The organism is Streptomyces sp. NRRL F-525 (genome assembly GCF_000716605.1).
Classification (GTDB): domain Bacteria; phylum Actinomycetota; class Actinomycetes; order Streptomycetales; family Streptomycetaceae; genus Streptomyces.
In genome coordinates, this window is the sequence record NZ_JNXE01000037.1 from 33,433 (window position 1) to 46,922 (window position 13,490).

13 protein-coding genes are annotated in these 13,490 nt (G+C 70.6%); 5 read left to right on the top strand and 8 right to left on the bottom strand.

The genetic code is table 11. The features are described 5' to 3' along the window. Positions 1-41 precede the first annotated feature (41 nt). Both OO69_RS37590 and OO69_RS37595 read left to right on the top strand, forming a co-directional pair. Positions 42-365: an STAS domain-containing protein gene (locus OO69_RS37590; protein ID WP_019060737.1), complete on the top strand. Its 324-nt coding sequence runs from the start codon at positions 42-44 to the stop codon at positions 363-365. A 289-nt stretch (positions 366-654) separates the two neighbouring features. Continuing rightward, entirely contained in the window at positions 655-3,174 is a 2,520-nt protein-coding gene (locus OO69_RS37595) for an ATP-binding protein (protein WP_033285415.1), read from the top strand. A 109-nt stretch (positions 3,175-3,283) separates the two neighbouring features. On the opposite strand, the gene nucS is transcribed toward OO69_RS37595, so the two are convergent. After that, on the bottom strand, positions 3,284-3,955 hold the full coding sequence (gene nucS / locus OO69_RS37600) for an endonuclease NucS (RefSeq protein ID WP_033285416.1): 672 nt from the start codon (positions 3,953-3,955) through the stop codon (positions 3,284-3,286). Positions 3,956-4,208: 253 nt separating this feature from the next. Here nucS and OO69_RS37605 point away from each other — a divergent pair, with 253 nt between their 5' ends. Further along, positions 4,209-4,601: an SCO5389 family protein gene (locus tag OO69_RS37605; RefSeq protein ID WP_033285417.1), complete on the top strand. Its 393-nt coding sequence runs from the start codon at positions 4,209-4,211 to the stop codon at positions 4,599-4,601. A 92-nt stretch (positions 4,602-4,693) separates the two neighbouring features. Here OO69_RS37605 and OO69_RS37610 read toward each other — a convergent pair whose 3' ends face one another. After that, a complete protein-coding gene (locus OO69_RS37610) occupies positions 4,694-5,722 on the bottom strand; it encodes an LLM class flavin-dependent oxidoreductase (protein WP_033285418.1) in 1,029 nt (342 codons plus the stop codon). 221 nt (positions 5,723-5,943) lie between these two features. On the opposite strand from OO69_RS37610, the gene OO69_RS37615 reads away from it, so the two are divergent. After that, positions 5,944-6,276, top strand: coding sequence for a hypothetical protein (locus OO69_RS37615; protein ID WP_033285419.1), 333 nt, complete (start codon positions 5,944-5,946; stop codon positions 6,274-6,276). 13 nt (positions 6,277-6,289) lie between these two features. Here OO69_RS37615 and OO69_RS37620 read toward each other — a convergent pair whose 3' ends face one another. The 5 genes from OO69_RS37620 to OO69_RS37640 all read right to left on the bottom strand — a co-directional run bounded on the left by OO69_RS37620 (position 6,290) and on the right by OO69_RS37640 (position 11,693). After that, positions 6,290-7,162 carry an ABC transporter permease gene (locus OO69_RS37620; protein ID WP_033285420.1) on the bottom strand — a complete coding sequence of 291 codons (873 nt, stop codon included), beginning with the start codon at positions 7,160-7,162 and terminating at the stop codon, positions 6,290-6,292. Beyond that, a complete protein-coding gene (locus OO69_RS37625) occupies positions 7,159-8,460 on the bottom strand; it encodes an ABC transporter ATP-binding protein (RefSeq protein ID WP_033285421.1) in 1,302 nt (433 codons plus the stop codon). Before OO69_RS37625 ends, OO69_RS37620 begins: the two co-directional genes overlap by 4 nt. Positions 8,461-8,584: 124 nt before the next feature. Continuing rightward, on the bottom strand, positions 8,585-9,355 hold the full coding sequence (locus tag OO69_RS37630) for an ABC transporter permease (RefSeq protein WP_033285422.1): 771 nt from the start codon (positions 9,353-9,355) through the stop codon (positions 8,585-8,587). A 1-nt stretch (position 9,356) separates the two neighbouring features. Beyond that, positions 9,357-10,331 (bottom strand): ABC transporter ATP-binding protein, encoded by a 975-nt coding sequence (locus OO69_RS37635; protein WP_033285423.1) that lies wholly within the window; start codon positions 10,329-10,331, stop codon positions 9,357-9,359. Positions 10,332-10,340: 9 nt separating this feature from the next. Next, positions 10,341-11,693 (bottom strand): MDR family MFS transporter, encoded by a 1,353-nt coding sequence (locus OO69_RS37640; protein WP_033285424.1) that lies wholly within the window; start codon positions 11,691-11,693, stop codon positions 10,341-10,343. A gap of 89 nt (positions 11,694-11,782) precedes the next feature. Here OO69_RS37640 and OO69_RS37645 point away from each other — a divergent pair, with 89 nt between their 5' ends. Further along, the gene (locus tag OO69_RS37645) at positions 11,783-12,349 is read left to right on the top strand and encodes a TetR/AcrR family transcriptional regulator (protein WP_033285425.1); all 567 of its coding nucleotides are present in this window, start codon (positions 11,783-11,785) and stop codon (positions 12,347-12,349) included. Positions 12,350-12,402: 53 nt separating this feature from the next. On the opposite strand, the gene OO69_RS37650 is transcribed toward OO69_RS37645, so the two are convergent. Continuing rightward, positions 12,403-13,338 (bottom strand): cellulose-binding protein, encoded by a 936-nt coding sequence (locus OO69_RS37650; protein ID WP_033285426.1) that lies wholly within the window; start codon positions 13,336-13,338, stop codon positions 12,403-12,405. Between the last annotated feature and the right edge of the window lie 152 nt (positions 13,339-13,490).

Sequence of the window (13,490 nt, forward strand, 5' to 3'; positions counted from 1 at the left end):
CGATATCACCGAGTACGCCACCGCACTCACGGGGAGCGCATATGTACATCAGGGGCGACCACGTCGAGCTGGTCGTCGGGGGCCGCCTCGACGTCCGCAGCGCGGCGGACGCCCGTACGGTCCTGCACTCGGCCGTCGACGACGGAGTCGGCGATCTGGTGCTGGACCTGTCCGAGCTCGACTCCTGGGACGCCACCGGCCTCGGCGTCATCATGGGGGCCCACCGACGGGCCGGCCGCTGCGGCCGCCGCCTGGTGCTGCGCCGCGTACCGCCGCAGATGCAGCGCCTGCTCGTGGCCACCCGGCTGCACCGCATCCTCGCCATCGAGGGCGGGATCGGGGTCGAGTCCCTTCCCAGGGTGTGATCCCAAAGCGTGTCACTTTCGCCGAAAGTGACACACTTTTCGGAAGAGGCCCGGTCGGGGGCTCGCGAAACACGCACCGCGCACAATCCTCATGAGACTGTGACGTCTCGGACGGCGCGGTACCCCGGGCTGTCGTAGATACTGTGCGAAGGTTTAGGGTTCGGTCGCCCGCTGCCTTACAACCCTTCGAGCGGGCCCGGACCAGAAGCGACAGCGCGGTGTGCACAAGGCCGGGAGGGGCCTTGGGTCCTGTCGACCCGCACACGACGCTTTTGGGGGGCTTGGACCTATGGACCCGATCGACCGGGGACCCGAGGAGTACGGCCATGACGGCGACGACACGTCGTCACGTCAGCGCCCGCCCCGGGAACCCCTCACACCCGACTTCGGCCAGCACACACCCGCGCTCGCCCGCACCGTGCAACTGGTCACCGGTGACTTCCTGCTCACCGTCAACCCCGTCGACGGCAGCGAGATCGAGGTCTGCCCGCCCGGACAGCGGCCCGGCCGGCCCGCGAAGTTCGGCGCCGCCGAGCGCGCCGAGGCGGCCCGCGCCGCCAGGCCGCCCGTCCCGCCCGGCCTGAACCGCCCCGAACCGCCGCTCCTGGAGCGCCAGGAGGAGCGCGAGCGTCTCGTACGGCTGCTCGCCCGCGGCCGTTCGGTCCGTCTCACCGGCCCCTCGGGCTCCGGCCGCACCAGCCTGCTCGACCTCGTCGCCGAGGACTGCCTGGACCTCGCCCCCGACGGCGTGATCCGCCTCACGGGCTTCCACCGCACGTCCACCGACCTCCTGTACGACCTCTTCTACGCCGTCTACGACGCACCCCTGCACCGGCCCGGCCGGGAGGAACTCCTCGCGCTGACACGGGAGATCGGCGCCGTCGTCGTCCTGGACGACATCGAGTTCGGCGCCGCCGCCCTCGACGAACTCCTCGACGCGACGCCCGAGTGCGCGTTCCTGATCGCCGCGACCCCGGAGATCCCGGCACCGTCCGCGGACTCCGCGATCGAGGAGGTCTTCCTCGGCGGTCTGGGCCGGCCCGGCGCCGTGGAGGTCCTGGAGCGTGCCGTGGGCCGCGTCCTCACCGAGGAGGAGGCGAACTGGGCGGGCGACCTCTACTTCGAGTCCGAGGGCCTGCCCCTGCGCTTCGTCCAGGCCGGCGCCCTGCTCCGCCAGCGCGACCAACTGCGCGTCGGCACCAGCGCCGTCGAGGAGTTCGGCGTCTTCCAGGACGCGCCCCCGGTCGACGAGCCCTTCGACGCCCCGCCGCTCGACCCGGACGAGGCCGACGCCGTACCCCTGCCGTCGCTCGGGGAGGCCGCCGCGCCCGCGCCGCTGCTCGCCTCGCGGCTCTCCACCTCGGCGCGGGCCACCCTGCGCTTCGCCGTCGCGCTCGGCGGTGAGGTGCCGCACCAGGCGCATCTGCCCGCGCTCGTCGGCGACACCCACGCGGACGCCGCCCTCGGCGAACTCGCGGGCTGCGGACTGGTCTCCCCGGTCGGCTCCCGCTACCGGCTCGCCGCCGGCGTCCAGACCCAGCTGGAGGCCGCCGGATACGGCGACGACGTCGCGTCCGGTGCCCTCATCGCCGCTCTGCACTACTCCTGGTGGGCCGGGCACCCGTCGGTCACGCCCGCGCGTGTGTGCGCCGAGGCCGACGCCCTGCTCGCTGCCCTCGTCGCACTCCTGCCGGCGACGACCCCGCCCGGCGACGGCGAGGAGAGCACCACCGTCCATCTCGCCCGCACGGCGGCGCCCGCGTTCGCCGCCGGACTGCACTGGAGCGCCTGGGAGCGGGTGCTGCGCTCCGGCTTCGAGGCCGCGGGGCTCGCCGCCGATGTGAGTGAACAGGCCTATTTCCAGCATGAGTTGGGCGTCCTCGCGCTGTGCGAGGGCGACCTCGACCGGGCCCGGGCCGAACTGGAGTCGTCCATCGGCCTGCGCGGCGAGGCCGCCGACAAGCGCGGCGCCGTCGCGGGCCGCCGCGCCCTCGCGCTGGTCGCCGACCGCTCCGGCATCGCGCTCCCCCTCGGTTCCACGGCGGGCGAGGAAGTGCCGGACGCGCACTACGAGGAGTCGGCCACGCCGCCCGGCGGCATACCGGCGCCCTTCCCGCCGCTCCAGCCGCCCGGCGACACGTACACCCTCGTCGCACACCAGCCCTCGCCCCCGAAGCCGCACAACAAGGCCCGGGGCGGCCTGCGCGGCTACGCCCGGCGCAACCTCGTCGCGGCCGGCGCGGGCGTCCTGCTCGCCGCCGTCCTCGGCACGGTCGTCACCCTCGGCGCCACGTCCAACAACAACGCCGACAACCCGTCCGACAAGGTCGGCGTCAACCCGTCCGCCAGCCAGGGCACCGACGACGACAGCCTCGGCGCGGACAAGGCGAAGAAGGACGACGGCACCGGCACGGGCACCGCGACCAGCCGACCCACCGACCCGGGCCCGGACGGGACTTACGGCACGTCGGACGATCCGACGCCGACGGACAGCGGCCGGCCCTCGGACACTCCGAGCGGGACGAGCAGTTCGGGGGGCGGGCACACGACCCCGTCGCCGAGCAAGTCCACGTCCAAGCCGCCTACGTCGAGCCCGACCACGACGAAGCCGACGGACCCGAGCTCTCCGTCGTCGCCGACTCCGAGCGATTCCCCGACGCCGACTGACACGCCCACGCCGTCGGTCACCCCGTCCATGGAGACCTCGGCAAGCGGCGCAGCCTCAAGTGCCCCGGTAGAGACGGCCAGTTCGGCCGCGCCCGAGAGCGCCGGCGCGGACACGTCGAGTAGCGCGGGTGCCGTGATCTGACTCGCGTACGACAGTCCCGTAGGACATGAAAGGGCCGGCTCCGATGATCGGAACCGGCCCTTTTCGTCGTGGTGAAGTCAGGGTGAAGTCGGTGTCTGGCGACGGGTGTTCAGAACAGGCGGAGCTTGTCGTCCTCGATGCCGCGCAGGGCGTTGTAGTCGAGGACCGTGCAGCCGATGCCGCGGTCCGTGGCGAGGACGCGGGCCTGCGGCTTGATCTCCTGGGCGGCGAAGATGCCGCGGACCGGGGCGAGATGGGGATCGCGGTTCAACAGCTCCAGGTAGCGCGTGAGTTGCTCCACGCCGTCGATCTCGCCGCGCCGCTTGATCTCGATCGCGACGGTCTGGCCCTCGCCGTCCCGGCACAGGATGTCGACCGGTCCGATGGCCGTCATGTACTCGCGGCGGATCAGCGTGTAGCCCTCGCCGAGGGTGTCGATGCGGTCGGCCAGCAGCTCCTGGAGGTGCGCTTCCACGCCGTCCTTGATCAGGCCGGGGTCCACGCCGAGTTCGTGCGAGGAGTCGTGGAGGATCTCCTCCATCGTGATGATGAGCTTCTCGCCCGCCTTGTTGATGACGGTCCAGACGCCTTCGTCGTCGCCTGAACCCTCCTTCAGCGTGCAGGGCGGAGACATCCAGTTGAGGGGCTTGTAGGCCCGGTCGTCCGCGTGGATCGAGACGCTGCCGTCCGCCTTCACCAGGATCAGACGGGGGGCGGAGGCGAGGTGGGCGGTGAGCCGGCCCGCGTAGTCCACGGAACACCGGGCAATGACGAGACGCATGGTCGGCAACGCTACTCGACGGGCGTAGGTGCACGCGATTCGCCCTGGAAGACCCGTGACGCCCGTTGTTCATTCTTGGCCGATTGTGGGCCCATTGAGAGTTCCCTATGTACGCATTCTCCTGGTGCCGCCCTCCTCCGTTGCCTACCGTATAAGCGGGAGGTCGCGAGACATGTACGCAGCGTGTTCGTCATCGCGGACTCCCTTACCTGTCCGGCAACCCCCGCGCGTTGGGGGTGCGAGAGGAGAACCCATGTCGCTCGACGTCTCACCGGCCCTACTCGAAAAGGCCGAGCGAGGCGAGGTCGACGAAGCTGAATTCGTCGACTGCGTCCGGACCTCCCTGCCTTACGCATGGGAGATGGTCAGCTCCCTGGTGGCTCAGCTGAAGGTCGACGGCGGTGCGTTCGCCGACAACCAGACGCCGCCGCCGGACGAGCAGGCACGCGGTCAGTTGCTGCGTGCGCTCGCGAGTGACGCGATACGCGGCGCGCTGCAGCGGCACTTCGGTGTACGCCTCGCCTTCCAGAACTGCCACCGGGTGGCGGTGTTCCCGCTGGACGGCTCGGTCGACGAGACGCTGGCCCGCTTCACCTCGGTGCGCAGTCAGCTGCTGAACCAGTCCCCGGAGTTCAGGGACTGCTGACGCGGCGGACGGCGCACTGCTTGCCGCTCCGTACGCGGGAGGTGCTCTGTACGGGGCGGCAAGCTCCCCGCGGAACGTCCAGCGCGGTTCGCTCAGCCGAGGTGAGGGAGCACCTCGGCTCCGAGCCGCCGTACGTTCTCCTCGGTCGCCGCGAGGTCCCCGGACCCCTCGACGAGCAGCGCGAAACGGGAGATGCCGGTCCGCTCCGAGGTCGCCGCGAGCCGGTCGACGCACAGCCGCGGGGTGCCCACCGGGTGCAGCCCGCAGAGGAGTTCGGTGTACGCGAGCGGGTCGCGCATGCGGCGCTCGCGGTCATCGACCGTCACATGGGCGTCCAGCCCCTGCTTGAGCCAGCCCGGCATCGCCTTCACCAGGGCCTCCACCGCGTCGGCACGCTTGTCCGCGATCTGGCAGACACCGGCCGACACATGGGCCGCCCCGCGGATCTCCTCCGCCGGCCGCCCCGCCGCCCGCGCCAACTGCCGCCACAGGGCGACCATTTCGGCTTTCTCCTCGTCCCCGACATGCATGCCCAGCAGCATCGGAAGGCCCCGCTCGGCCGCCAGCCGCACGCTCGCGGGGGAGGTGCAGGCGACGACGACCTCGGGGCCCGGCGCGTCCGACAGCGCCTCCGACGGCCTTGGTACGACGGGTACTTCACGGAACGCGAAGCGGTCCCCGGTGCCCGCGACCGACGGCTCACGCAGCCAGCTCATCAGCAGATCGAGTGATTCCGGGAACCCCTGTTCGTACGCGGCGAGGCCCGAACCGAACACCTCCAGGTCGACCCACGGCCCGCCGCGCCCCACGCCCAGCGAGAAGCGCCCCCCGCTCGTCACGTGCAGCAGCGCGGCCTGCTCGCCGAGGGCGACCGGGTGGACGGTGGGCAGCACGCTGACCGCGGTGCCGACGCGGATGCGCTGGGTGCGGCCCAGCAGTAACGCGGCCAGGGTGACCGCGGACGGGCAGGTGCCGTAGGGCACGAAGTGGTGCTCGGCCAGCCAGGCCGTGTCGAGACCGGCCTCCTCCGCGACCTCCACCGAGCGGACCGCGCGGTGCAGGGCCTCCCCCTGGCCCTGCCCCGGGAACTGGGCCGCCAACACAAAACTTCCGACGCGCATGGCTTTTCCTGCTTCCTTGGCTCCGACACGGAGCTCCCCCACCGGGCATAACCGCCCGACACGTGCCGAGGACACGGCCTGGCAAAGAGATTTGCGGATTGTCTGCAGAATGCGCGGTCCCGAGGGGGACTTGTACGGGTTGATGCCCTTCGCGTACCCCTGTCCGCGCCACGTAGGCTGGACACAGCCCTTGCCTCCTGTATAGCCCCGTGAGGTGTTCTGTGTCCCCGCGTCGCAACCGACCCAAGGAGTCCGGTTCCTCCGGCCAGAGTGCCGACGACGAGCGCTCGGGCCGCTACGGCGGCTGGCAGTCCACGGAAGCCTGGCAGGGCGAGGAGTGGAGCGTGCGCCATGTCGCCGGGGCGAGCTCCGAGGGCAAGACGTACCGCTGCCCCGGCTGCGACCAGCAGATCCCCTCCGGCGTCCCGCACGTCGTGGCCTGGCCGGAGCACGCGGGCGTCGACGACCGCCGCCACTGGCACAAGGCCTGCTGGAACGCGAAGGACCGCCGCACCACACGGGTGCAGCGGTCCAGGAACGCGCCCAGGTTCTAGCCGGTCCTACGGCTCAGACGTCCCGCTGCTCCAGCAGCGCGACCGCGCCCGCGAACGCCACGGCCGTCACGCCGACGATGATCCACAGCGGGTCCCAGCCCGAAGGGCCGGACTCCGTCAGGGAGTTGGAGTAGAAGACGCTCAGCTGGTTCGGGATCGAGTACTCGAACAGCGCCTGGCGCACGCCCTCCAGGGACTGCGAGAACATGAACAGCGCGATGACCAGCGGGGCGAGGACCGCGCCGATCATGACGGTGATCGCGCCCGCCGAGTGCCGGATGATCGAGCCGACGATCAGCGAGAGCAGCCCGAGCAGCGCGATGTAGAGCGAGACGCCGACCGTCCCCTTGAACCACTCGCCGGCGGACGGGTCCTTCGCGCCGTTGTTCTCCAGCAGCGAGGCGTCCACGAAGGCGATGAACCCCGAGGCCACCAGCGTCACCACGAAGGCGACCCCGAAGAACACGATCGACTTCGCCGCGAGGACCCGGCCGCGGCTGGGGCAGGCGGTCATCGTCGTGCGGATCATGCCCGTGCCGTACTCGGAGGCCGTGGTCAGCACGCCGAGCGTGATGATGCACATGGAGCCGAGCAGCAGCCCGAAGAAGCCGAGGGAGAGCGGGTTCTCGCCGTTCATCTCGGACGAGGAGCTGCTGACCACGAGGGCGGCGAGCAGGCCGATGCCGACGACGAGGACCACGAACACGCCGAGCGTCCAGATCGTCGAGCGCACCGACTTGATCTTCGTCCACTCGGAGGCGAGCGCGTGCCCGAGATGCGTGCGCACCACCGGGATCGGCGAGGTGTACCCGCCGTACGAAGGACCGTTCGGCGCCTGCCAGTTGGGCACGGCTGCCTGCGGCATCGGGGGCTGGGGCGTACTCATCGGGCGTCCTCGGGCTTGGTCAGGTCGGCGGCGGGTGCGGGGGAGGAGGGCTGCGCGGGCGCGGCCGGAGCCGGAGCGGCAGCCGGGGCCTGATCCGCCGGGGCACCCTGAGCCGGGCCCTGGGGCGGCTGTGCCGCCGTCTGCGGGGTCACGGGTGCCGGAGGCCCGTACGGGCCCGGCGCGGGCGCCACGGGCGCCGCAGGGGCGCCGTACGGATTCGGGGCGCCGTAAGGATTCGCCGGGGGCCGGCCCATCGCGAACGGCTGACCGCCGTGCTGCGGTGACGGCGGCGCGTACCAGCCCGGCTGGCCCTGGCCCGGTACCGGCATCGGCGGCTGCGCGCCCGGCGGCAGCTGCTGCATCAGACCGGCCTTCTGGTCGGTCGTCGAGCGGTAGTCGACCGCGCCCTGCGTCATCCGCATGTACGCCTCCTCCAGCGAGGCCTGATGCGGGGACAGCTCCCACAGGCGTACGTCTGTGTCGTGCGCGATGTCGCTGATGCGCGGCAGCGGCAGCCCCGTGACGCGCAGCCCGCCGTCCTGCTCGGGCAGCACGTGGCCGCCCGCCTCGGTCAGCGCCGAGGTCAGCTTCTCGCGCAGCTGGGGCTCGGTGTCCGGGGTGCGCACGCGCGCGAAGTCGGCGGAGTTCGCCGAGATGAAGTCCCGCACGCTCATGTCGGAGAGGAGCTGCCCGCGCCCGATCACGATGAGGTGGTCGGCGGTCAGCGCCATCTCGCTCATCAGGTGCGAGGAGACGAAGACCGTACGGCCCTCCGCCGCGAGCGCCTTCATCAGGTTCCGCACCCAGAGGATGCCCTCGGGGTCGAGGCCGTTGACCGGTTCGTCGAAGAGCAGGACCTGGGGGTCGCCGAGGAGCGCGGCGGCGATGCCCAGCCGCTGGCCCATGCCCAGGGAGAAGCCCTTGGAGCGCTTTCTCGCCACGTCCTGGAGGCCCACCACCCCGAGCACCTCGTCCACCCGCCGGGCCGGGATGCCCGAGAGCTGGGCCAGGCTGAGCAGGTGGCTGCGGGCGCTGCGGCCGCCGTGCACGGCCTTGGCGTCGAGCAGGGCACCGACCTGTCTGGGCGCGTTCGGCAGCTTGCGGTAGGGGAAGCCGCCGATCGTCACCTGTCCTGACGTGGGGTTGTCCAGGCCGAGGATCATGCGCATCGTCGTCGACTTGCCCGAGCCGTTGGGCCCGAGGAAACCGGTGACGGCACCGGGCCGCACCTGGAAGGAAAGGTTGTACACGGCGGTCTTGTCGCCGTAGCGCTTGGTCAGGCCGACAGCCTCGATCATGCTCCGCACCCATCGAAAGGATCAGGACAGCAGGGCACACGCCCCCGTAAGGGTTAGGAGGATATCGGGGCGCTGACGGTTCCGCCCAAGAGAAAGTAAAGCAACGTCCGAAGTCGAGACCGAGTCAGGCGTCCCGGCGCTTCAGAAGGACGTAGGCGCCCACGAGCGAGGCGAGCACCCACAGGGCCATGATCCCGAACCCGCCCCAGGGGCCGTACGGCGCCGAGTCGTCGACCGGCGTGACCACCTGCATGATCTTGCTGCCGGCCTGGTCGGGCAGGTACTGGCCGATCTTCTTCGTCGCGGAGACGTTGCCGAGGATGTTGGAGATCAGGAAGAAGAACGGCATCAGGATGCCCAGCGACAGCATCGGCGAGCGCAGCATCGAGGCGACGCCCATGGAGAACAGCGCGATCAGGGTCATGTAGAGCCCGCCGCCGATCACCGCGCGCAGCACGCCCGGGTCGCCGATCTCCGCCCGGTGGGAGCCGAGCATCGCCTGCCCGAGGAAGAACGTGAGGAAGCTCGTCACCAGGCCGACCACGAGACACAGCCCCGCGGCCACCGCGATCTTGCTGAACAGGAAGGTGCCGCGCTGCGGGACGGCCGCGAGCGAGGTGCGGATCATGCCGGTGCTGTACTCGTTCGACACGACCAGCACCCCGAACACGATCATCGCGAGCTGCCCGAGACTCATCCCGGCGAAGCTGATGAACGTCGGGTCGAAGGACAGCTTGTCCTTGGCGCTCATGTCGTCGAACTGGCTCTTCGACAGCGCTGAGATCAGCATGCCGAGCCCGATCGTCACCACCAGGGCCAGCGAGAGCGTCCACACCGTCGACGCGACGGAACGGATCTTGGTCCACTCCGAGCGGATGACCTGGGTCGCCGCCATGTCAGCCCTTCTTCCAGCCGTCGCCCCAGCCCTGCTGCTGAGCAGGCGCCCCGGGGGAGGGTGATGGTGCGTCGGAATGCGCGTGGTACTCCACCGACTCCGCGGTCAACTGCATGAACGCCTCCTCCAGGGAGGCCTGTTGGGGACTCAGCTCGTGCAGCACCAGCTGGTGCGACGCGGCCAGCTCACCGATCTGCTCGGACTTGCCCCCGTCGACTTCGAGTACCCCGCTGCCGGATTCCACGACGGTGATCCCGGCCTGGTGCAGTACATCGAGCAGCCGCTCGCGCTGCGGGGTGCGGATCCGGACGTAGGACCGCGAGTTCTGGTGGATGAAGTCCGCCATGGAGGTGTCCGCGAGGAGGCGGCCCTGGCCGATGACGACGAGGTGATCGGCCGTCAGCGCCATCTCGCTCATCAGGTGCGAGGAGACGAAGACCGTACGGCCTTGCGCGGCAAGGGACTTCATCAGGTTGCGGATCCAGTGGATGCCCTCGGGGTCGAGGCCGTTGACCGGCTCGTCGAACATCAGGATCTCCGGATCGCCGAGCAGCGCGCCCGCGATGCCGAGCCGCTGGCCCATGCCGAGCGAGAACCCCTTGGCCTTCTTCTTCGCGACGGCGGTGAGCCCGACGGTGTCGAGCACTTCACGCACCCGGGCCGTCGAGATGCCGTTGCTCTGCGCGAGACACAGCAGATGGTTGAAGGCGCTGCGGCCGCCGTGCATGGCCTTGGCGTCGAGGAGGGCGCCGATGTACTTCAGCGGGTCCTTGAGCTGGTCGTAGTGCTGGCCGTCGATGCGCACGTCACCGGCGGTCGGCCGGTCGAGACCGAGCATCATGCGCATGGTCGTCGACTTGCCGGCGCCGTTCGGGCCGAGGAAGCCCGTGACGATGCCGGGTCTGACGGTGAAGGTGAGGTTGTTCACCGCCACCTTGTCGCCGTACCGCTTGGTCAGCCCCTCGAGCTCGATCATGCGGCCACGCTAAGACGGGCGTTCGGCGGATGCCACCCGAACGGGCAAACAGAGTCCGACGAGGCAGGCAACAACGGTGAACGCCGTCGCCCAGGCGAACGCGTGCGGGAAGGCGGCGCTGCCGTGCCCGTGCGCGAGGACCGTCGCCAGTACGGCCGTTCCGACGGACCCGCCGAGCTGCTGCACGATCCGGACGGTGGTGCTCGCGTGCGGGATGCGGGCGCGGTCGAGACCTTGGTACGCGCCCACCATGACCGCCATGTTGGCCGCGCTCACCCCGAGCCCGCGCACGACCAGGGCGACGAGGAGCAGGGCGGCGCCGGGATGCGGGAGAAGGAAGGGGAGGGTGCCCAGCGCGCACAGCAGCATCCCCGCCACGGTGACCGGGCGCGGCCCGAGCCGGTCGGTCAGCGGGCCGGTGACCCGGGCCAGCAGGCTGCCCAGTCCCTGCGGTGCCAGCAGCAGCCCGGCCGCGATCACGCCCTCGCCGCGCGCCTGTTGGTAGTAGAGGGGGAGCAGGAACATCCCGCCGAACAGGGCGAGCCCGTTCAGGAACGTCAGGATCGAGGAGACGGCGAACGCGCGGTCCCTGAACAGCCGTAGATCCACGAGGGGTTCGCGGACGCGCAGCGCGTGCCGGGCGAACAGGGCGATCAGTACGGCGCCCACCGGGATCGCGGTCGCGCGTGCGGCGCCGGTCTCGGACAGGCCGTAGACCAGGGCGGCGAGGCCGGGGGAGAGGAGCAGGAGGCCGGTCAGGTCCAGGTGGTGGCCGGGGCGCGGGGTGTCCTTCGGGACGCCGCGCCAGGCCAGGGCGAGGGCGAGGAGGCAGACGGGCAGGTTGACGTAGAAGATCCAGCGCCAGCTGAGGTGACCGACGATCAGGCCGCCGCCGACCGGGCCGAGGATCGGTACGACCATGGCGGGCAGGGTGATCGCGGCCATCAGACGGCCGAGGGAGCGACCGCCGGCCGCTCGCATGACCAGGGTCTGCAGGACGGGCAGGAGCAGGCCGCCGCCGATGCCCTGGATCACCCGGAACGCGATCAGTGACTCGATGTTCCAGGCGAGCCCGCAGAGGAGCGAGCCGGCGAGGAAGAGGAGCAGCGCGCCGAGCCAGACGCGGCGGGAGTCGAAGCGTTCTACGGCCCAGCCGGAGACGGGGACGACGGTGGCGAGGGCCAGGAGATATGCCGTACTGACCCATTGCAGGCTTGTCGTGGAGGCGCCCAGGTCATGGCCCAGGGTGTGCAGGGCTATGGAGACGATCGTGCTGTCGAGGAGCGGGGCGAGGGCGCCGAGGACGAGGATGCCGGCGAGTTTGCGGACGGCCGGGTCGAGACGGGTGGTGGTGGTCGACACGGTTCCCCCTTTGGAGACGGTGCGTCTCTTAACCGCACGATAAGCTGGACGGGATAGGAGACGCAAGGTCTCTTAAGGGAGGTGTGCCGGTGCCCGGGGACAGCACACGACGGCGGGGCGCGGCCCTGGAGGCCGACATCCTGGATGCCGTATGGGACGAACTCGCCGACGTCGGCTACGCCCGCCTCACCATGGAGGGCGTCGCGGCCCGGGCCCGTACCGGCAAACAGGTCCTCTACCGGCGCTGGGCGAACCGCGCCGAACTCGTCAAGGCCGCCATGCCGCACCGCACCGGATTCCTCGCCGACCAGCTGCCCGACACCGGGGAGCTGCGCGCGGACGTGCTGGCCGTGCTGCGGCTGATGGTCGTGCGGCAACGGGAGATCGGGCCCGATGTCATCCGGGGCCTGCTCGCGGAGGCGCCCGATCTCGACCCGAAGGTGTTCGGGATCATGCACGACATCCTGCTGACGCTGCTTCAGCGGGCCGTGAGGCGCGGCGAGATCCCCACCGCGGACCTGCCCCGACGGGTCGTCACCGTCCCGGCCCAGCTGCTGCGCTACGAGATGGTCATCTCCCGCGACCCGGTCGCGGACGCCACCCTCGTCGAGATCGTGGACGACGTCTACTTGCCCCTGCTGGCCGGACACGGCTGAGGCCCGCACCCTCCGAAGGGGATGCGGGCCTCAGCGTTACGACAAACGCTTGCTCAACGGGACTGCTGAGCCGGAACTCCACGAGAGATCGGCTCGTCCTCGACCGGCGAGCTCGCGGCGGCCACCGCGGCACCGGTGAGCGTGGCGAGCATCTCGCGCACGTTCGTCAGCTGGGCGTTGATGCTGTCGCGACGGTTCGTCAGGGCGGCCAGCTCGCGCTCGGATTCCGAACGGATGCGGTCGGCCTTGGCGTTGGCGTCGGCGACGATGTCCTCGGCCTGGCGCTGAGCCGTCTCCACCGTCTGACGGGCGCGACGCTCCGCGTCCGTGCGCAGCTTCTCGGCCTCGAGCCGGAGCTGCTCCGCGCGGTGCTCGATCTCCGCGAGGCGCTTCTCGGCCTTCTGCTGACGGGACGCCAGGTCGCGCTCGGACTGCTCGCGGCGCTTGGCGAGGTTCGTCTCGAAGTCGGCGGCGGCCTGCGCGGCCTTGGCGCGGGTCTCCTCGAAGAGGGCGTCGGCCTCCTCGCGCTTCTGCTGCGCGTCCTTCTGGGCCTCGCCACGCAGCTGGGCGGAGTCGCTCTTGGCCTTCTCGACGATCCGGACGCCCTCGTCCTCCGCCTTGGACTTGCGCTCCGCAGCGAACGATTCTGCGTCGTTGCGGACCTGCTGGGCAGCGGACTCCGCGAGTTCGCGGTGCTGCTCGGCCGCGCGCCGTGCCTCCTCGCGCAGGTCCTTGGCCTCTTCCTCGGCGAGGCGGAGGATCTTCTCGACCCGCGCGCCGAGACCGGCGTACGACGGCTCGGCGTCGCTTACCTGGGCCGCGGCGTTCTGCGTTTCGAGGTGGAGCTCCTCGATGCGCTTTTCGAGAGCAGTGATACGGGCCAGAGCGCTGTCACGGTCGGAGACGAGCTTCGAGATGCGTTCGTCCACCTGAGCGCGGTCGTACCCACGCCGCACAAGCTCGAAGCCGTAGGGGGAAGTGTCGCTCATGGGGTTCCTGTCGAATGAGACCGGTGAGGTGATAGGTGGAATCCTAGGGGCCGAAGCGGTGTGTCATCGAGCGGATGCGTGTTTGATCTGGAGAATGACACCCCTTTTGAGTGGCTAACCGTCGGACCGCTTGCCAAAGACTCGGTCAAAGG